Annotated in this window: 16 protein-coding genes and 2 pseudogenes; 17 read left to right on the top strand and 1 reads right to left on the bottom strand. The window is 33.9% G+C overall.

Annotation, left to right across the window (positions count from 1 at the left end; translation table 11 throughout):
• Nucleotides 1-82 precede the first annotated feature (82 nt).
• From flgK to N4A40_15685, 13 genes and pseudogenes are all read left to right on the top strand, one after another.
• Nucleotides 83-1,645 (top strand): flagellar hook-associated protein FlgK, encoded by a 1,563-nt coding sequence (flgK, locus tag N4A40_15745; protein MCT4663308.1) that lies wholly within the window; start codon nucleotides 83-85, stop codon nucleotides 1,643-1,645.
• 12 nt (nucleotides 1,646-1,657) lie between these two features.
• Nucleotides 1,658-3,004: a flagellar hook-associated protein FlgL gene (gene flgL / locus N4A40_15740; protein ID MCT4663307.1), complete on the top strand. Its 1,347-nt coding sequence runs from the start codon at nucleotides 1,658-1,660 to the stop codon at nucleotides 3,002-3,004.
• Between the two features lie 63 nt (nucleotides 3,005-3,067).
• On the top strand, nucleotides 3,068-3,529 hold the full coding sequence (fliW, locus tag N4A40_15735) for a flagellar assembly protein FliW (GenBank protein MCT4663306.1): 462 nt from the start codon (nucleotides 3,068-3,070) through the stop codon (nucleotides 3,527-3,529).
• A complete protein-coding gene (gene csrA / locus N4A40_15730) occupies nucleotides 3,513-3,740 on the top strand; it encodes a carbon storage regulator CsrA (GenBank protein MCT4663305.1) in 228 nt (75 codons plus the stop codon). The genes fliW and csrA overlap by 17 nt, the downstream gene beginning before the upstream one ends.
• 221 nt (nucleotides 3,741-3,961) lie before the next feature.
• Nucleotides 3,962-4,384: pseudogene (locus N4A40_15725) on the top strand (flagellin).
• An 849-nt stretch (nucleotides 4,385-5,233) separates the two neighbouring features.
• Nucleotides 5,234-5,611 (top strand): annotated as a pseudogene (locus tag N4A40_15720) (flagellin).
• An 89-nt stretch (nucleotides 5,612-5,700) separates the two neighbouring features.
• Nucleotides 5,701-6,936, top strand: coding sequence for a flagellin lysine-N-methylase (gene fliB / locus N4A40_15715; protein ID MCT4663304.1), 1,236 nt, complete (start codon nucleotides 5,701-5,703; stop codon nucleotides 6,934-6,936).
• An 88-nt stretch (nucleotides 6,937-7,024) separates the two neighbouring features.
• Nucleotides 7,025-7,408 (top strand): flagellar protein FlaG, encoded by a 384-nt coding sequence (locus tag N4A40_15710; GenBank protein ID MCT4663303.1) that lies wholly within the window; start codon nucleotides 7,025-7,027, stop codon nucleotides 7,406-7,408.
• 24 nt (nucleotides 7,409-7,432) lie between these two features.
• A complete protein-coding gene (gene fliD, locus N4A40_15705) occupies nucleotides 7,433-9,922 on the top strand; it encodes a flagellar filament capping protein FliD (GenBank protein MCT4663302.1) in 2,490 nt (829 codons plus the stop codon).
• 1 nt (nucleotide 9,923) lies between these two features.
• On the top strand, nucleotides 9,924-10,382 hold the full coding sequence (locus N4A40_15700; GenBank protein ID MCT4663301.1) for a hypothetical protein: 459 nt from the start codon (nucleotides 9,924-9,926) through the stop codon (nucleotides 10,380-10,382).
• A gap of 54 nt (nucleotides 10,383-10,436) precedes the next feature.
• Nucleotides 10,437-10,883 carry a flagellar export chaperone FliS gene (fliS, locus tag N4A40_15695; protein MCT4663300.1) on the top strand — a complete coding sequence of 149 codons (447 nt, stop codon included), beginning with the start codon at nucleotides 10,437-10,439 and terminating at the stop codon, nucleotides 10,881-10,883.
• Between the two features lie 11 nt (nucleotides 10,884-10,894).
• Nucleotides 10,895-11,305, top strand: a complete 411-nt coding sequence (locus N4A40_15690) for a hypothetical protein (protein ID MCT4663299.1) — start codon at nucleotides 10,895-10,897, stop codon at nucleotides 11,303-11,305.
• 56 nt (nucleotides 11,306-11,361) lie between these two features.
• Complete coding sequence (locus N4A40_15685; protein MCT4663298.1) at nucleotides 11,362-11,568, top strand: YjfB family protein; 207 nt, start codon at nucleotides 11,362-11,364, stop codon at nucleotides 11,566-11,568.
• Between the two features lie 133 nt (nucleotides 11,569-11,701).
• Here the strand turns inward: N4A40_15685 and N4A40_15680 are convergent, their stop codons facing one another.
• Nucleotides 11,702-12,682 (bottom strand): class I mannose-6-phosphate isomerase, encoded by a 981-nt coding sequence (locus N4A40_15680; GenBank protein ID MCT4663297.1) that lies wholly within the window; start codon nucleotides 12,680-12,682, stop codon nucleotides 11,702-11,704.
• A gap of 555 nt (nucleotides 12,683-13,237) precedes the next feature.
• Here N4A40_15680 and raiA point away from each other — a divergent pair.
• The 4 genes from raiA to secA all read left to right on the top strand — a co-directional run bounded on the left by raiA (nucleotide 13,238) and on the right by secA (nucleotide 19,802).
• Nucleotides 13,238-13,768, top strand: a complete 531-nt coding sequence (raiA, locus tag N4A40_15675; protein MCT4663296.1) for a ribosome-associated translation inhibitor RaiA — start codon at nucleotides 13,238-13,240, stop codon at nucleotides 13,766-13,768.
• 129 nt (nucleotides 13,769-13,897) lie between these two features.
• Nucleotides 13,898-14,467, top strand: coding sequence for a DUF5317 domain-containing protein (locus tag N4A40_15670; GenBank protein MCT4663295.1), 570 nt, complete (start codon nucleotides 13,898-13,900; stop codon nucleotides 14,465-14,467).
• A 167-nt stretch (nucleotides 14,468-14,634) separates the two neighbouring features.
• On the top strand, nucleotides 14,635-16,677 hold the full coding sequence (locus tag N4A40_15665; GenBank protein ID MCT4663294.1) for a methyl-accepting chemotaxis protein: 2,043 nt from the start codon (nucleotides 14,635-14,637) through the stop codon (nucleotides 16,675-16,677).
• A gap of 326 nt (nucleotides 16,678-17,003) precedes the next feature.
• Nucleotides 17,004-19,802: a preprotein translocase subunit SecA gene (gene secA / locus N4A40_15660; GenBank protein MCT4663293.1), complete on the top strand. Its 2,799-nt coding sequence runs from the start codon at nucleotides 17,004-17,006 to the stop codon at nucleotides 19,800-19,802.
• Nucleotides 19,803-19,842: the final 40 nt, after the last annotated feature.

Genomic DNA, 19,842 nt, shown 5'->3' with positions numbered 1-19,842 from the left:
CAAGATTTGAGAGCTTTTTGTCGATATTAACCTTGAAGAGTTTATGTGCGATTTAGTAATTTGAATAGAGGGAAGTGAGACTATGGCTTGGGATGGATTTAATACGGTTGTTTCAGGATTATTTACAAGTAAGAGGAGTTTGTATGTAACTGGACACAATATAGCAAATATTAATAATAAAGATTTTTCAAGGCAGGTAATTACTCAGTCTGCAACGCAGGCACAGAGAGTATACGGTGTGGGAATGCTTGGTACAGGAACACAGATTACAGATGTAAAACGAGTGCGAGATGACTATATAAATAATAAATTTTGGGATGAAAGCGGAAAGCACGGCGATTGGGAAATCAGAATGAATAGGTTAAAAGATATAGAAAATGCATTTAATGAACCTACAGATAGCAGTATGAGAAAGGCGACGGATGATTTATATAAGGCTATAGAACAGCTTAACAATAATCCATCGGATTATGCGAGTAAATCCTTAGTAAGAGAATCGGCTAAAACATTTACAGGGCAGCTAAATGAATTAGCAAAAAAACTGTATAACTTACAAAGTGAAGCTGATTTTCAAGTCAGAACTAAAGTGACTCAAGTCAATGATTATGGGTCGCAAATAGCAGAGGTTAATAAGCAAATTGAGCTTATGGAATTAGATGGAAGCTATGCAAATGATTTAAGAGACAAAAGAGATGGTTTGTTAGATGATCTGTCTAAAATAGTAAATATAGATGTTACTGAATATGAGGGGAAAGTCAATGTCAGTGTTGGTGGAATGACACTTGTGGACCATGAAAATTCTAATAAACTTTTGGTTAAGGAAATGGACAATGCCCAAAATCCAGAAGAAAAACTTAGCAAAATATATTGGGAAAGCAGTGGGCTAGAACTCAAACTTACTGATGGAGAAATAAAAGGCCTTTTGGATTTTAGAGGCGATGGCTCATTGGATGGAGAAGGTTCAGGTGAAAATAACGAATATAGAGGCATTCCGTACTATGTAAATAGATTAAATGAGTTTGCATCAACGTTTGCTATACAAATGAATAAGGTACATGCGACCGGCGTGGGTGGCGATGGAGAATCTGGCAAATTATTTATGACTGCATTTGGAGAAAATACTGATAAGATTAAAATAAATGGAAAAGCAATAAAAGATTTAGATCTTACGAATGAAGAATCTGCTGATTACAAGGCATTTGAGAAATACATGAGAGAAAATGTTAGAGCAGACAATATAGATATTTCTGGCGATTTGAAAAATGATTTAAATACTCTAGCAACAGCTACGGCAGATGATGGACCAGAAAATAATAAAAACTTGAAGAATCTTTTGGATTTGAGAAATGATAAGAAATTCTTTGATACACCTACTGCTCAGGGAACACCTGATGAATTTTTAAAATCTATAGTATCTACTCTCGCCGTTGACGCTCAGCAGGCCGAGAGAATGGAGTCTAATGAGGGCACAATTATGAAAAATGTAAAAGAGAGAAGAATGAGTGACTCAGGAGTATCAAAAGATGAAGAAACTGCAAATATGGTTAAATTCCAGCATGCGTACAATGCAAATGCTAGAATGATTCGTGCGTTAGATGAAGTTTACAATATAGTTGTAAATCAACTTGGAACAATGGGTAGATAGGTGGTGTAATATATGAGAATAACTAACAACATGCTTATTAGCAATGTAATGAACAATATGTATAACAATCTTGAGAGAATGAATAATATTAATAGGCAGTTTTCTTCTGGAAAGAAGTTTTCTAGACCTTCAGATGACCCAATTGGTGTTACAAAGAGTATGAGATTTCATACTGATTTGGGGAAACTGAAACAATATCAAAGAAATTTAAAAGATGCTCAGTCGTGGATGGAGATGACAGAAGATTCATTGACAGAGGTAAATGATTTAGTAAAGAGGATGCGAGATATTGCAGTGAGCGCATCTAATCAAACAAATACAGATGATGAACTAAAGGCATTTGCTGCTGAAGTTGAGCAAAAGAGAGAGCAATTGGTTCAAACTGGCAATGCTACTTATGCTGGAAGATATTTGTTTTCAGGATTTAAAACAGATGTGCCACTTTTAGATGATAGTGGTAAGTATAAACTTACAGATTATGAAAATACTCAGATCTCAGAAATTAGAGGTAGTGAAATTGACGGTGGACAATTGAATTTTGCTTCGGAACCGCTAAATTTTGATATAAAACTTGGAGAAACTTCTACAAATATAAATTTGAATCAAAATTATTCTGATTTGAATGCACTTAAAACGGCAATAAATTCACAATTATCTGCTGGAACGACTGGAATAACTGCAGATATAGTAAATCAAAGCGGTACAAAAGGTCAGCTTGTATTTACGAGACCATCTGGCAATGAAGATAGTCTGTTAATAGAAACACCTAGCGCAGGTAGTTTAGATAAATTAGGCCTAGAAGATGGAAGATATCCGCTTAAACAAAGTGAGGTTTCAGATTATAATTTGGGAGTGTCTGACGATATAACAGTAAATACAGTTGGAATAAGGATTTTTGGAAAAGCAGAATTTGATTCTAACGGAAAGCTTATAGATAATCCAAATTACCATCAAAATCAAGTTAACGGATACGAGGTAGTAAATGATGAGAATGGAAAACGCTCTAGTGATGATTATGCTGACAAGAGTTATATGTTAGCTGTAGTTGATGAATTTACTGATGCACTTAAGACTGGTGATGCTGAAATCATTCAGAAAACAATAGAGAGATTTGATGGTATTCAAGAAAATATATTGCAAAATAAAGCGGAAATTGGAGCAAAAGTTAAACGATTAGAACTTACTGATAATCGTATGGGTGATGAAAATATAAACTTTACAGAACTTTTAAGTAACAATGAAGATGCTAATATGGCTCAGGTTTATACTCAACTCAAAATAGAGGAAAATATATACAATTCTTCATTAGCTGCAGGAGCCAAAATCATACAACCTACATTGCTTGACTTCTTGAGATAGAAAAGGATTATTTGTGGTATAATGAAAATAAGGAGTTTAATCACATAAGTGGGGGTGCATTTATTGAAGCTTGATACAAGTTATTTTGGAGAAATAAAAATAGATGAAGAAGCTATATTAGAGTTTTCAGAAGGCATATTGGCGTTTGAAAATTTAAGAAAATTTGTCATAATCGATAGCCAAGAAGAAGAATTGCCATTTAAATGGTTACAATCAGTAGACGAAGGGGATATATCATTTATTATGATTGATCCATTTCTATTTAAACCAGATTATGAGGTTGAACTTAGTGATCAGGTGATAGAGAAATTAGAAATTGAAAGCGAAGAGGATGTTGCCATATATACTCTCTTAGTTATCCCGGAAAATGTCAATGAAATGACAGCCAATCTCGCAGGGCCAATAGTTATAAATTTTAAGAAAAAACTTGGAAAACAAGTAGTATTAGAAGACAAACGCTATCATACAAAGCATAGAGTGATAGCAGATACTAGAAAGGAAGATCGAAATGCTAGTACTGTCTAGAAAAAAGAACGAGAGCATAATGATTGGCAAGGATATAGAGATTGTAGTTTCAGAGATTGAAGATGGCAAAGTGAAGCTAGGGATAAAGGCTCCAAAAGATATTGAAATTCACAGAAAAGAAATATTTGAAGAGATACAAGAAGAAAATAGAGCAGCCATGAGTAAAAAGAATGTGGATTTGAAGTCAGTTAAAAAAGTATTTAATAAATAGATTGAAATATCTGAATAGCATAAATTTACAAAGTGTAATTTTATATTTTTTACTAAAGCTCTAAGATGTTTTGGTCGATAACTATAGTGAATAACAAAACGAAGACCCTGAACGGCCGACAGGCACTTGTTTTGTTGTTATTTAAAATTATAATTTTAAATCGTTAAACTCGAAAGCATGGATGCTTTCGAAAAAAAATATAATTCCAAGGAGGGAATGTTATGATTATTAATCACAATATTAATGCAATGAATGCCAATCGTCAATTGGGTATGACTAACACTTCTGGTGCTAAGTCGATGGAGAAATTATCTTCAGGTTACAGAATCAACAGAGCTGGAGACGATGCAGCTGGTCTATCAATTTCTGAGAAAATGAGAGGACAGATCAGAGGTCTTAAAATGGCTTCTAAGAATGCTCAAGATGGTATTTCATTAATCCAAACTGCAGAGGGTGCTCTTAATGAAACACACGCTATCCTACAAAGAATGAGAGAATTGGCGGATCAATCAGCCAATGGTACTAACACTAATGAGGATCGTGGAGCGATTCAAGATGAGATTACTCAATTGAAAGAAGAAGTTGACAGAATTGGTAATACTACAGAATTCAACACAATGAAACTTTTAAATGGTAGTTTGAAAGCAGCTGGCGGATCGGCTATTGGAGCAGATTCAACTGTTGGAGCAGCTATTTCTAAGCTTACAGCTGGAAAGATGACAGGTGCAAATGCTCTTAAAGGTGATTGGTCAGGTGCAAATTTGACATTTGGTAAGGATGAATTGACAATTGATGGTCAAAGAATTGAAGTAAACTGGGATACACTACTTACAACTGATGACCGTAACTTATTGAACTCAAACTTATCAGCAGCAACTGATGCAACGCTTAGCAGTATATCAGACAAAATTGTTGGCGCTATCAATACAGCTATCGACAATTCAGGTAAAAATGTAGCTCACGTATCTGGTTACTTAGATGGAGCTAACAAACTTGTTCTTGAAAGTGGAACTAAGGGAGTTAAATCAGAAGTAACAGTTAGTGCTGTAGCAGCGGGTACGTCTATAGCTGGTAAACTTTTATCTCAAACTGATGGAGCTGTTTCAGCAGCTAAGAATGTAGGTACAGCAACTTACAATGGCTCTAATATTGGTGGAAACTCTAAAATTGATATGAAAGTAAATGGTATATTAATGGAATTAGATACTGGTGCTGGTATCAATAATGGAGCTACAATGAGTACTGTTGCAACTCAATTACAGACTCAAATCAATGCATCTATTGGAGCATACAATGGTACAACTGGTAAATCTGATGGAGAAGACGGATTTATCAGAGATGTGACTGTAACAGTAACGGATGACGGCCGATTAAACATCCAAAGTGAAAGTGGTCCGGTGGAATTTATGGATCGTGACGGTTCTACAGCAGCAGCTGATTTAGGACTTAGTCAAGCACAAACCGAAGCAGCAGGTAATGGCGGAATGACATTACAAATTGGTGCTAACAGAGGTCAAACAATGACATTTGGAATTGATGACATGAGATCTGCAAACTTAGGTATTTCAGGTTTAGATGTTAGTACTCAAGCTGGTGCATCAAATTCATTAGATACACTTGATACAGCAATCAAGAGTGTATCAGAGCAAAGAAGTGCACTTGGTGCTGCTCAAAACAGACTTGAGCACACAATCAAGAACTTAGATACATCTGCAGAAAATTTACAAGCTTCAGAATCTAGAATTAGAGATACTGATATGGCTAAAGAAATGATGCAGTTTACTAAGAACAATATCTTGCAACAAGCTGCACAAGCTATGTTAGCGCAAGCTAATCAGGCACCACAAGGGGTATTACAATTATTGAGATAATTGTATGCTATGTAGTGACAGAGCTAGAAAGGATTGGAGAAATGCTCTCCAATCCTTTTTTTTAAAATAAAATAAAGAGGAGAATGCATATGAATACTAGAAGAATTTTACAACCAACTTACATAAAAAACTTTAAGTGTATAGGTTCTGCTTGCGAAGATAGCTGCTGTGAAGGATGGCGTGTAGACTTAGATAAAAAAACTTATAAAAAATATAAAAAAATAAAGACAGGACCATTAAAAAAATTATTTGAAGCTAAAATTAAGAGATATCATGGGAAATACACTGATAAGAAATTTGGCAAAATTGATATGGATACTAAAGGTAGATGTCCATTTTTAGATGGAGATAATTTGTGCATGATACAAAGTGAATTAGGCGAAGAGTATTTGTCAGATGTGTGTACTACATATCCAAGATTAGAACGAATGGTAGATGGACAATATGAGCGAGGTGCGAGCGTATCATGTCCAGAGATTGCCCGAATGGCACTATTAGATGAAAATGGAGTAGTGTTTGAACACATAAATGAAGATGTAGAAACAAAAATTATAGTCAGAGGGCATCTAGAAACACAGGGACATTTGTACATGAATAAAACACAGAGATATTTTTGGGATATAAGAATGTTTGATTTGTCGCTACTTCAAAATAGAACGTATTCTTTAGAAGAACGTTTAATTTTGATGGGAATAGTGAGAAAGCAAATAAAAAAATATGAAACAGATAAGCGAACTAAAGAGATACCTCAGTTACTTGAAAACATGAGTATGGTAATTGAATCTGGAGATTTGCGAGCAGATATTGAGGAAATCGAGGTGAATTATCAAATACAAATGAGATTGGCTCAAGAAATGGTTTCAGAGAGATTTTTAAGAGGTGTTGGAAACAAGAGATATTTAAAACTATTGAAAGAAACTTTTGAAGGGGTAGGATATAGAGAAGGCGAAAAGATTGAAAATGTACTTGAAGAATATATAGAAAATCTAGATAGGTATGTAAAGCCATACCTGGAAGATAAAGAATATGTTTATGAAAATTACTTAGTAAATGAATACTACAAAGAAATGATGCCATTTAGCATTGGCGGAGATATTTGGGATTCATACCTTCATATTTGTATGCTATATGGGATGCTTAGGTTACATGCTGTAGGAGTTTCTGGCTTCAATAAAAAATTTGATGACGAATTAGCATTGTTTTCGATACAAGCATTTGCAAGGGAAATAAATCATAATTCGGATTTTATAAAAGAGATGATAAATTTGCTGAAAGATAGTGATTTAGATAGCTTAGCTCATATGTCAATTTTAATCAAAGGGTAAAGTATATTTGATTAAATGCCGATAATAGTAGTGAGAAGGATAGGAGAGGACAAAAGGCTGAGGCATCGAAATAAAGGAGGTAAGAAGTATGCGAATTGAAAAAATTGGGGAAAAAACGCAAATAACTCAGCAGCAGAAAACTACAGCATACAAATCAAGTAAATTGGATAATCAAAAAATGTCGAAACAAAGAGAAACTATAAAAGCGCATCAAAAGGAACAGGTTAAGAAAAAAGATGTGCAAGAGAAGGATTTAATTGATGCTATTGAAGCAGCAAATAAGAGCGTCAAGACTTACGACCGAAGATTAGAGTATAGAATTCATGAAAAGACACATGAAATAATGGTAAAAGTAATTGATACTAGTGGTGATGAAGACAGAATTATTCGTGAGATACCATCTGAAAAGGTATTGGATATGGTTGCAAAAATGTGGGAATTAGCGGGAATATTAGTTGATGAAAAAGCCTAGAGAGGCTGAATGTGAGGTGGCAAAATGGGTGATAGAATGAGAATAGGTGGCTTGGCCAGTGGTATGGATACAGATGCTGCTGTAAAAAATATGATGAAAGCCGAGCAGATGAAACTTGACAAATTAGAAGCAGAGAGAACGGTTAGAGAGTGGACACAGGATCAATATAGAGACATAAATAAATCAATTGTCGAATTCAAGGATAAGTATTTTGATGTACTTAACAAAGACACATATATTAAATCGCCTGCTATGTTCTCTTCTACAAAGGCAACTATCAGTGATGACTACAAAAATATAATAAAAGTTACAAATACACAGAATATTGCAGCGAGAACGCGATTTATTACAGTTAAACAAAAGGCGTTTAATGCGAGAAAAGAAAGTAGTGGAACTATTAGCAGCTCATATTCTAAATTGGAGTCAACTAAAGATGTCGATAGAAGTAAATTGAAAGAGGGATTCGAATTTGGTGCTGTAGTAGATGGCATTTTCAAATCTATAAAATTAGATGAGGATTTATCTTCAGCGACAAATAAAGAAATTGAAGATAAATTCCAAAATCTTTTAAAAGAAGCATTTGGTGATTATGAAACAGATAACCCAAGTGGCAGCGGAAAAGTAAAGAATCCTAAAATCAAAGTTGAATTCAAAAACAATAGATTTAGCTTTGAACTTGGCGGACCATTAAAGAGTAGTCAATTGGAACTTAGAAATCCAGTATCTACGTACAATGAAAAGATGGAAATGGTCGATGGAGAGAAAAACTTCACAGAGGGAACTAAAGAACTTACAGATTTTAATGGAGTATTTAAAATTCAAGAGGGAAGTGGAAGTTTTAAAACAATCACTGTAAGTGGTGCAAATGATGCACAGGAGATGTTAGATAAAATAAATGAGCAGTTGAAAACTCATTATTCAAATAGAGTTAAGGCTTCTATGTCTGGAAATAAATTGCAGATAAGTGCTATGGGCGTAGGCGAGAAATTTAAATTAGTAAATGACACTAGTGATGATTTACTTGCAAAAGCAGGGATTGCATCTGGAACGGAAATACAGGCTGTGAAGGGAAGAGCTAATTTTGGGTATAATGATGTAAATCAAAAATTAGAATTTAAAATAGATGGAAAAGATTACGAGGTTAATTTTGACAAGAACTTTAATTCTAACGAAAAAAATGAGATGGAGACAGCTATCAATAGTGCACTTAGTGGATCGGGTGTTTCAGTTACAATAGGAAATGACGGAACTATTGCATTTAATTCACCAGATGGGCATAGTATAGAAGTTGTTGGAAATAACGAATTAGAAAATCTTGGAATGGAAAGAAGTTCTATAAGTAATAGAATTGATTTAAAGAGTAGCATCAAAGAGGTTTATGATGCAAATTTGTTTGCAAATTCAGATGTAAACAAACCATTTAACGATGAAGGCGAGATAGAATTCAAGATAAATGGACAGACATTTCAGTTTACTTCAGCAGATAGTATAGATGATATAACTGCAAAGATAAATCAATCAAATGTTGGAGTGAAAATGGAGTATGATCAATATAGAGATCAATTTGTATTAGAGAGTAAATCTATGGGAACTGCATCAAGAGTTAAAATTGAAGATCAAAAAGGCAATTTTATGAAAATGCTAGGCCTTGATGAGACTGAGATGAGAGGTCAGGATGCCATAGTAAATATAGACAACACAGACGATGGTGTAGACAATGGTATAGATATATACAAATCGAGTAATTCATTTAATATAGATGGAATAGGCTATGAACTAAAAAGTGCAGAACCAGGAAAGAAGATAGAAGTAACAGTTGAGTCAGATGTGGATACTGCATATGATAATATAAAAGCTTTTGTAGAAGATTATAATAAGCTCATAAAGCAGGTAAATGACAAATTAAATGAGGAAAGATACAGAGATTATAAGCCGCTTACATCGGAGCAAAAACAATCTATGTCAGACGATGATGCAGAATTATGGACAGAAAAGGCGAAGAGTGGACTTCTTAGAAATGATTCTACGCTAAGTAGTTTTGTCGATGGGCTTAGACTTGATTTGTATTCGAAAGTGGGAGGAATAAGTCTACCCGATATAGGAATAACTACTAGCTCAGATTATAAAGAAAAGGGTAAGCTCGTAATTAATCCAACTAAATTGAAAATGGCTCTTAAAGAAAAGGGTAGCGAAATAGTGGATCTCTTCACTATGGATGAAGAAGGCAGTAAGGGAATAGCTTATAAATTAGAAGAGCAAGTAAATAAGATGTCTGGAAGGACAGGAACTAAAGGTAAATTATTACAAAAAGCAGGTATGATTGGTGACAGAACACAGTATGACAATGTATTGTATAAAGAAATAAAAGAGTATGATAAACGCATAAAAGAGATGATTAAGAGAATGGCTGATAAAGAAGAGAGATATTATAATCAATTTTCTAAATTAGAAGTAGCTATGCAAAAGATGAACCAGCAATCAACATGGCTTGCACAGCAATTAGGAGGCATGTAATATGCTAAATGAACTTTTAGATAATTTAGAAAGTAATTTGAAATACATGCTAAGTATTGCAGAAGAAATGAGAACCATAATGACGTATACGTCGTTTGCACTAGATCATGATGATATGGAGAGATTTGAAAGGCTCATCGTAGCAAGGGATATTGAAATTGAAAAATATGAGCAGTATAAATTAAAATATCAAGCATATCTTGATAGTGTAATTACAGAAACAGGTATGGAAGAAGATGAAATATTAGAAGAATATATGATGGAGACTTATAAGACTCAGATAAAGGATATATTTGTTCTACTGTACAGAAAAGATCAAGAAAATATTAAGAAAGTATCATCTAAAGTTGATGATTCAAAAAAAGAGGTAAAGAAGATTAAACTATCAAGAAAAGCTACAAATAGCTATTATGGAATGCATGATGGCTTTAGTGGAAGCCGCTTCGATAGCAAAAGATAGGTGTTATCTTATACAATTTCACAGAAGGTAGGAGTAGGGGAAAGGTGATTATAAATGGCTATTAATAAAGGATATCAAAGATATAAACAAAATTCAGTTTTGACAGCATCTCCAGAGGAGCTTACGCTAATGCTTTATGACGGATGCTTGAAATTCATGAGACAGGCTAAACTTTTTATAGATGAAAATAATATTGAGAAGGCTCATAACGCGATAATAAAAGCTGAAAATATTATTGATGAACTTAATTTGACGCTTAAGATGGAGTACCCAGTATCTAAAGCATTGAGACCACTTTATACTTTTATTTTAGAAAAGCTTTATGAAGCGAATATGACTAAAGATGCAAGTATAATAGATGAAGTATATCCTATGGTTGAAGATCTTAGAAATACATGGAAAGAGGCTATGAGAAGAGCTAAAATTGAAAGAAAAACTGGAAAAAAGATTCTTGGAAGTGAACAATCTATGACTGCACCGATTCAAGAAATTGTAAAATAATAGGAGAAACTATGGAAAGCCAAAAAATCAAGAAAATTCAAGAATTGTTAGATGAAAAAATTGATATATTAGTTGAAGTATTGGATTTAACTCAATTAGGAGAAATTACATCAGATATAATTGGTAGAAAAGAAGAATTGATTTTTAGAGCGGAGAATATCGATAATGATTTTGGTAAACTTTATAATATAGAGGAAATGAATGCACATAATCCAAAAGAAGATATAAAATCTATACAGCATAGTGTGAAGCAATTGATTTGTTTGACGGAAGAAATTCAAAAATATGAAGAATTGAATTATGCTAAGTGTCAGAAAAAAAATAAAGCTATCAAGACTAAATTACGAGATGCTAAACCAGCAAAACGCAGTGTGCAAAGATACAAAAGTTTAGAAGATCAGTACAAAAATAAAAAAATTTAGTAAAAAGGTAGTTTTTGTGAAAATTGGGTATCCTAATTATAGGAGGGAGGGGTTTTATGGATGTGCTTAGTATAGCTAAATTTTCAATGGCGAGTAGTCAAGCTACTCTAAAAACGTCAGCAAGTATTGCAGTAATGAAAAAAGCCCTTGATCAATCCAAGGTTATGGCTACGCAGAATCAGCAGATGATTGATGCACAAACTAAAGCAATACAAAGAAGTGTGCAGTCACATCTAGGTGGAAAAATAGATACGAAGGCGTAATGTGTTTTTTGATTAAAAAAATGAGACTTAATATGTAATTGAACTTTGATTACACATTAAGTCTCATTTTTTATCTAAGAATTGCCAGAAGAATAAAGAAAGTTATTATTCTAGCAGATTCACTTGATGATTTTTATATAGTTTTATCAACCATATCCAAGATTTCTTTTCTAAGTTTATCTGTATCGGGAACATAGGATTTCAATAATGACAAAGTTCCTTTAAAAGAATATTCTCCTAACGTAGCAGGTATCAATAAACTCTCACCTTTTTCTAAACTCATTGAGCCAGAACTGTAATTTAATGTGCCTATGCCATCTATGCAGGTAAATATGAAGAATCTTTCTTCATCACTTTGTTCGCAAATTTCATCAAAAACGTCATATCGTTCAAGGGAAAAGTTTGAATCAAAGCAATAATATGTCTTCTTGAAATGATTATTTTCAAATGACAAGCCTTTGCTTTTAGAACCTTTTAGCGACATATCCATTACATCTAGAGCTTTGTCTATATGAAGTTCTCTTCCTCTACCAAAATCATATACTCTATATGTTGTGTCGCTATTTTGTTGTATTTCAGCAACTAAAACATCCTCCATAGTGTGGATTAGCCCACTTTTTATAAAATATACATCGCCTTTTTCTACCGAGACTCTGTTTAAAAGCGGTTCTAAATTGTTATTTTCGACTGCTTGTCTAAATTCCTCTGGCGTTGCATTTTTTGTTCCTAATACCATATTTGCATTTTCACCAGCTTCTAAAACAACCCAAGCTTCCGTCTTGCCTAGATCATTTTCATTTTTTAGAGCATAATCATCATTTGGATGAACTTGAATAGAAAGTTCATTTTTTGCATCCAAAAATTTCATCAAGAGAGGGAAGCGCTCACCGTCTATAGCTGTTCCTATAAGGTTCTTTTTCTCTATAGATATGACATCGCTTAAGCTACGCCCTTTATAAACGCCGTTAGCAACAATGCTAGTAGCATGATCATGGCAGCTAATTTCCCAACTTTCTCCGATTTGCCCATCTGGTAAATCATTTTTAAAACCATTTAGGGTTCTTCCACCCCAGACTTTTTCAACATAAATATTTTCAAATTTTAATGGTTCCACAATAGTTCCTCCTAATTATATATAGTTTCTTTTGTAGAATCCGTCGACCATGATAATAGTATAGCATAAAATTAAATCATGAGCCAGATGATGCATAATTATTTGTAGTGGAAAAATTGAGAAAAAGTTTTACACAAATTATCAAGAGATGAAAGCCTTAAAAATAGGTTATCCACAAAGATATTAACATTATCAACAGATGCTCGAATGAATGTTCGGTTTTTGGCTGTGAATAAGCCTGTGGATAATGTTGATAATTTGAAAAGTGTGACAATTTGCTCGAGATAGAAAATGAATACTAAATATAGTGGTTGGGAAAAATTTCATAACAAAATAGCATATTGTAAAGATTAAATACTGAAAATATTTTATATTCTAACAAAAAAATAGAGACTTATACACAGATAACACTATGTATAAATATAAAAGTAAAAAATTGTAAAAATTTTTTTATTATTTGTGAGTTAAAGCAAAAAGGGTGGGTATAATAAAAATAGCATTAGAGTACTAGATTTAATCTAGTTGACATAACTTATTTTGAAAGGAGTTGTTTTTATGAAACTAGTAATCAGCGGAAAGAATATTGACATCACTCAAGGGATTCGTAATATGACGGAGAAAAAATTTGACAAGTTGGAAAAATATTTTTTCAAAGATGTCGAAGTGAAGGTTACGATGAATGTTGAGAAAGAGAGACATATAGTTGAGGTGACAATTCCATTCGCGGGGACGATTTTGAGAGCTGAGGAGACGACAGAGAGTCTTTACGATTCAATCGACGATGTGGTTGAAGTATTAGAGAGACAGGTCATCAAGCATAAAACGAAATTGCAGAAGAGAAAGCATACAGGTGAGACTATTCGTTTTGACAATGTTCCAAGTTTTAAAGAGGAGGAGGATACGGAGCCTAGAATCGTTAAGATGAAGAGCTTTCCAATGAAACCAATGTCGCCAGAAGAGGCGGTTTTGCAGATGGAACTTTTGAGACATGATTTCTACGTATTTTCAAATGCAGACACAGATGCGGTAAACGTAGTCTATAAGAGAAAAGACGGAAATTATGGGTTAATAGAGAGAGACTACTAATAGTGATATTGAGCTAATCGAAAGATTAGCTCTTTTTTTAACATTAAAGTGTTTAAATGACAGTAAGTTGTGCTATAATTAAAATGTAAGAAAATTTAGATATCATAATTATCGAGGAGGCAGAAAACTATGTTAATTTTTTGCTTAATACTAGCTGTTTTATGTGGTTGGTTAAGAGGCGGTACACTTGGAAATATCGGAACTATGCGTTTGAAGAATAGTGTATTTATTTTATTAGGTCTTGGACTAAATATAGGAATAACATTTATAGGTGCTACGGGAAATGATTTGGTTTTACAATACATAAATGAATTATATATATTGTCTTATGTATTTTTGCTTATCGGAATAGCATTTAATGTAAAGTATCGTGCTATGATAGTAATAGGGCTTGGAACTTTGGCGAATGCTGTTGTATTTTTGGTAAATAGAGGAGTGCCTATAAGTATTGAGGGGCTTAGAATGTCTGGGCAGGGTGTGCTAGCTGATTTAGTATCTTCAGGAGAAAAATTACTCTATGTTCCATTGTCAGAGGCTACTAAAATTCCTATTTTTTCAAAAATGATTACAGTTCAGATTGAAATTCCATTTGAAAATATATATAGTTTTGGAGATATAGCTATTATGGTGGGATTGTTTGCACTTGTGCAATTTATAATGCTAAATGATCAGATGGAACGCTTTGTTAGACTTCGATAATTAAAAATGAAAACAATTGTGCTAAATGTTTATATTTAACATCGCGAGCGGTGGAAAATATGAATGTTTAGCATATTTTTTTGTTTTGAAATTAACTCAAAATTCAAAAAGTGGGTATAAATAGATTAAGTTTCAATCAAAGTGCAAAGGGAAAAGGAGGAGTAGGCATGAAAAAAAGAGGCAGCATAGCAACAAAATTAGTATCAGTTGTTCTAGTTGCTATTTTGTTAATATTTATTATATCTGGTTTTGTTGTATACAATAATACGAAGAATGAATTGAGCTCAAATATCGTTGGAAATATTGAAACGAAATCAGACTTAGTTAACAAAAGTGTATCTAGTATATTCGAGATTACAGAGCAAGTAGTCAAGCAAGGAGTTACTGATAAAAATATTAGGCAGTATTTAGCTGAGGTCGATACTCATGAGAAGATAACAACACATGAACTTTATTCTAAGGTTAGCGATACAATAATAGATGTGGCTAATTCTTATGAAAATCTTTTGTTTATATGGATAGCGAATGAGAGAGCAAACTTTTTTATAGACAATACAGAGTTTGTTTCTGCACCAGGCTATCAAGCTAGTTCTAGACCTTGGTATGGATTGGCAATGAATTCGAATGATGTAGTATTCACTGCACCTTATCAAGATGTAGGATCTGGTGCAACAGTTATATCGGGGCTTCAGGCAGTAAGAGATGGTAGCTCAGTTTTAGGATTTTACTCAGCAGATATTTCACTAGAGAGAATTCCTGAGATTATGCAAGATTACAAGATTGGTGAAAAAGGAACTAATTTTTTGATAACAAACACAGGACAATTCGTATATGCACAAGATAAAGCGTTGATAGAGGAAGAAAAGAGTTTATCAGATATATCTGGTTTTTCATCCGTTCAAAGTGAAGTGCTCGCAGGAAAGTCAGATATTAAAGAATTAGAATACAATGGAGTAGATTATCTAGTTGCCTATGAACCCATAGAGATAAATGGTTGGGGCGTTATACAATTAGTTGATAAATCAGAAGTTTTTGCTCCACTTTCTAAATTTACTGCATTGTTAGTTGGAATATATATAGCAGGAGCCTTGATTCTGGTTGTAATTGTATTTGTAAGTATTAGAAAAACTATAAAACCAATAATCAAAACAGCTGATTATGCTCAGCTTTTGGCAGAGGGCGACTTTAGAGAAGATATTCCAGAGCAATATGTTAGAAGGAATGACGAAATAGGAGCATTGGCTGAATCTTTCCAATATCTTACAAATAATTTCAGAAAACTAGTTGGAGAGATTGGAGTTACAGCAGAGCAAGTTGCTTCGTCGGCAACTGAGTTAAACGCTACATCCGACCAGGTTGCTACTGCATCAGGAGAAGTTGCAAGTACTATTCAAGAAATTGCAAAAGGTGCTACGGATCAAGCCGAGAACACAACAGAAGGCGCAATGAAAACTGCTGAACTTGGAGATTTGATTGAAGAAAATAAAGGCTACATGCAAGAACTTAATGAAGCATCAACTAATGTGGTTGATTTAGTTGGAGTTGGTTTAGAGATAGTGGATGATTTGAGTAAAAAAGCAGAAGAGACTAATATAGCAACTAAAGAAATATTTGAAGTAATTCAAAAAACAGATGAGAATACAGGAAAGATTGGCGAGGCAAGTAATGTGATTGCATCTATAGCAGAACAGACTAATTTATTGGCACTTAATGCGGCAATTGAAGCTGCTAGAGCGGGTGAAGCTGGAAAAGGATTTGCCGTTGTTGCTGAGGAAATTAGAAAGTTAGCAGAGCAATCAACAGATTCGACTAAACGAATAGATGATATAGTTCAAGAACTCATAGATAGTTCTAAGATGGCAGTTACGACAATAGAGAGAGTTACTACAATTATAGAGGAACAGGTAGACAGCGTAGGTGAAACAGAGGGTAAATATAGAGAAATATTTGATGCTATTCAGGTATCAGAGAGAGCAATTAAGAATTTGAATTTGTCTGAGAAATCTATGGAGCAGCAAAAAACAGAGATATTAGATACTATTCAAAATCTTTCAGCTATTGCAGAAGAAAATGCAGCTAGTACAGAGCAGTCAGCAGCTGCTGTTGAAGAACAAACAGCATCTATGGATGAAATATCATCTGCTAGTAGATCGTTATCAGAACTTGCAGAAGAACTCAACAATGCTATAAGACAATTTAAGATTAAATAAGTAAATGATTAAAAAGTAAATTTATTATATTTTAGAGTCTAGGTTCTGAATATCATTTGAATTGCTATGATATTTGGAATCTAGACGTTTTTATGGGTGTAAATATTTTTGTCATTGTGGTAAAAAACATTTATTAGCAAGTGAGCAAATTATTATTTATTAATTTCTGATTAAGTTCTATCTAATAACTTGTAGCTAGGCTTTATTAATGATAAAATTAGTAGGATAAGGTAAAAAGCCGATAGAGACTTAATTTAAATGGACGATTTAGAATCGGCAATGACTTTAATTATATAGCATAGATGTTGATGAAGGAGGAAATGTAGTTGAAAAAATTATTTGAAAAAATCTTTGGTACATACAGCCATAGAGAAATAAAAAGAATCGAGCCTATAGTTCAGCAAATTGAATCTTATGAAGAAGATATGAGAAACTTAGCTGACGATGCGCTTCGTGAAAAAACTCAGGAATTTAAGGATCGTTATTCTAAAGGTGAGAGCCTTGACGATATACTTCCAGAGGCATATGCGGTTGTTAGAGAAGCTGCTGATCGTGTACTTGGAATCAGACACTATAGAGTGCAGCTGATAGGTGGAATTATATTACACCAAGGAAATATAGCAGAGATGAAAACTGGTGAAGGTAAGACATTATCAGAGACATTGCCAGTGTATTTAAATGCTGTTAGCGGAAAAGGTGTGCATGTAGTTACAGTAAATGACTACCTTGCAAAACGTGATATGGAATGGATGGGTAAAATATATAGATTCTTAGGTCTTACAGTTGGTCATATAGAGCATGACCAGCCAAAAGAAGAGAGAAGAGCGGCTTATTTAGCTGATATAACATATGGAACAAATAATGAATTTGGTTTTGACTACCTAAGAGACAACATGGTTATATTTAAAGAGGAAAAGGTTCAGAGAGAATTAAATTATGCCATAGTTGATGAGGTTGATAGTATATTGATTGATGAGGCGAGAACTCCGCTTATAATATCAGGTCAAGGAGAGAAATCAACTGATCTTTATATTAGAGCTGACCAATTTGTAAAAACACTCAAGGGTAGAATCGTGTCAGAAGAAGAGCAACAAGTAGACAGATTCCAAAGAGAATTTAAAGAAGAGAGTATGGATTTTACTGTAGATGAAAAGGCCAAATCAGCTACACTTAGCGACAAGGGTGTTGAAAAGGCGGAAAATTGGTTTAGTGTAGAAAATTTGGCTGATGCGGATAATATGCAATTGTCACATCATATAAATCAAGCACTTAAAGCTAATAATCTTATGAAACTAGATATAGATTATGTTATAAAAGATGGTGAAATAGTAATAGTTGATGAGTTTACAGGGAGACTTATGTTTGGTCGTAGATATAGCGATGGATTGCACCAAGCTATCGAGGCAAAAGAGGGAATTGAAGTTAGAAGAGAGTCAAAAACTCTTGCAACTATAACGTTCCAAAATTATTTTAGAATGTATGAAAAGCTTGCAGGGATGACTGGTACAGCTATGACAGAGGAAGATGAATTTAGAGAGATTTATACTATGGATAGTATTGCTGTTCCTACAAATAGACCTATAGCTAGAATAGATGCTCCGGATATTATTTATAAAAATGAAGTAGGTAAATTCAGAGCGGTTATAAACGAAGTAAAAGAAAGTTATGAAAAAAAGCAGCCTGTATTGGTCGGTACTATATCTATAGAAACATCAGAAATGCTCAGTAGAGAACTTAAAAAGGCAGGAGTTAAACATCAAGTGTTAAACGCAAAGCAGCATGATAGAGAAGCAGAAATAGTAGCACAAGCAGGTAGACTTGGAGCTGTCACTATAGCAACTAATATGGCTGGTCGTGGTACAGACATCAAGCTTGGCGGAAATGCTGACTTTATGGCAAAGAAAAAACTTAAAAGCCAGGGAGCATCGGATCATTTGATAGCTCTTTGTGATGGACATGGACCAACAGATGATCCTGAAGTTATAGATGTAAGAGAGAGATACAACAAGTATTTAACTGAAATACAAGCAGAGATTAAAGACGAAGTTGAGGCAGTTTTAGCAGCTGGAGGACTTCGCATAATAGGTACAGAAAGACATGAATCAAGACGTATAGATAATCAGCTTAGAGGTCGTGCCGGTCGTCAAGGAGACCCTGGTGCTTCTAGATTCTATATTTCACTTGAAGATGACTTGATGAGATTATTTGGCGGAGATAGAGTTCGTTCTATGGTTGATTCGCTTGGCCTTCCAGAAGATGAGCCATTAGAACACGGAATACTTTCAAAATCTATAGAAGGTGCTCAAAGAAAAGTAGAGGGCCGTAACTTTGGAATTCGTAAACATGTATTACAATACGATGATGTTATGAATAAACAAAGAGAGGTAATATATGCAGAACGTGCTAAAGTTCTTGAAGGCGAAAACCTTAGAGGCCATATAATATCTATGTTAGGTAATATAGTAGACGAAGCTGTTGAAAGATACACAGCAGGCGGAGCATTCCCTGAAGAATGGGATTTAGATGGACTTGAAAAGTATTTGCATGATGTATTTATTCCTATGGGATTGATATTTGAGCATGACAATATTTTATTGCCACCACCTTTAAAGCCTGCATTTAGAAAAGCTGATATAGATGAGCTTACTAAAGAAGAACTTTCAGAGACACTTAAAAATGTCGGTCAGATGCTCTATGAAACACGAGAGAGATTGGTTGGCGATGATAGATTTAGAGAAATCGAGAGAATTATAATGTTAAAAATAGTTGATACTAAGTGGATTGATCATATAGATGCTATGGATCAGTTAAAACAAGGTATTGGACTTAGAGCTATGGGTAATGAAGATCCAGTAAGAGCATATCAAAAAGAGGGTTATGATATGTTTGAAGAACTTATCCATACTATTCAAGTGGATACGGTTAAGTATTTATTCCACATAGAAATAGAGACAGAGCAAAATATACAAAGAGAAAAAGTAGCCAAAGAATCTGGTGCTAGTCATGGTGGGGAATCATCTGCTAAGAAAACAATAAGAAGAACTGGTGACAAGATTGGACGAAATGATCTCTGTCCTTGTGGTTCTGGTAAGAAATACAAGAAGTGCTGTGGAAAAGAAGCATAGAAAGGGGCGCTTTTATGCAATTAGATGAGATTAAGTCTTT

Source organism: Tissierellales bacterium (assembly GCA_025210965.1).
GTDB lineage: Bacteria > Bacillota > Clostridia > Tissierellales > JAOAQY01 > JAOAQY01.
This window is presented reverse-complemented; position numbering and strand designations above follow the sequence as displayed.

Excerpts from the sequence above, each read along its gene's own strand:
- flgK (MCT4663308.1), top strand. The coding sequence starts at position 83 with ATGGCTTGGGATGGATTTAATACGGTTGTTTCAGGATTATTTACAAGT.
- flgL (MCT4663307.1), top strand. The coding sequence starts at position 1,658 with ATGAGAATAACTAACAACATGCTTATTAGCAATGTAATGAACAATATG.
- csrA (MCT4663305.1), top strand. The coding sequence starts at position 3,513 with ATGCTAGTACTGTCTAGAAAAAAGAACGAGAGCATAATGATTGGCAAG.
- fliB (MCT4663304.1), top strand. The coding sequence starts at position 5,701 with ATGAATACTAGAAGAATTTTACAACCAACTTACATAAAAAACTTTAAG.
- N4A40_15710 (MCT4663303.1), top strand. The coding sequence starts at position 7,025 with ATGCGAATTGAAAAAATTGGGGAAAAAACGCAAATAACTCAGCAGCAG.
- fliD (MCT4663302.1), top strand. The coding sequence starts at position 7,433 with ATGGGTGATAGAATGAGAATAGGTGGCTTGGCCAGTGGTATGGATACA.
- N4A40_15700 (MCT4663301.1), top strand. The coding sequence starts at position 9,924 with ATGCTAAATGAACTTTTAGATAATTTAGAAAGTAATTTGAAATACATG.
- fliS (MCT4663300.1), top strand. The coding sequence starts at position 10,437 with ATGGCTATTAATAAAGGATATCAAAGATATAAACAAAATTCAGTTTTG.
- N4A40_15690 (MCT4663299.1), top strand. The coding sequence starts at position 10,895 with ATGGAAAGCCAAAAAATCAAGAAAATTCAAGAATTGTTAGATGAAAAA.
- N4A40_15685 (MCT4663298.1), top strand. The coding sequence starts at position 11,362 with ATGGATGTGCTTAGTATAGCTAAATTTTCAATGGCGAGTAGTCAAGCT.
- raiA (MCT4663296.1), top strand. The coding sequence starts at position 13,238 with ATGAAACTAGTAATCAGCGGAAAGAATATTGACATCACTCAAGGGATT.
- N4A40_15670 (MCT4663295.1), top strand. The coding sequence starts at position 13,898 with ATGTTAATTTTTTGCTTAATACTAGCTGTTTTATGTGGTTGGTTAAGA.
- N4A40_15665 (MCT4663294.1), top strand. The coding sequence starts at position 14,635 with ATGAAAAAAAGAGGCAGCATAGCAACAAAATTAGTATCAGTTGTTCTA.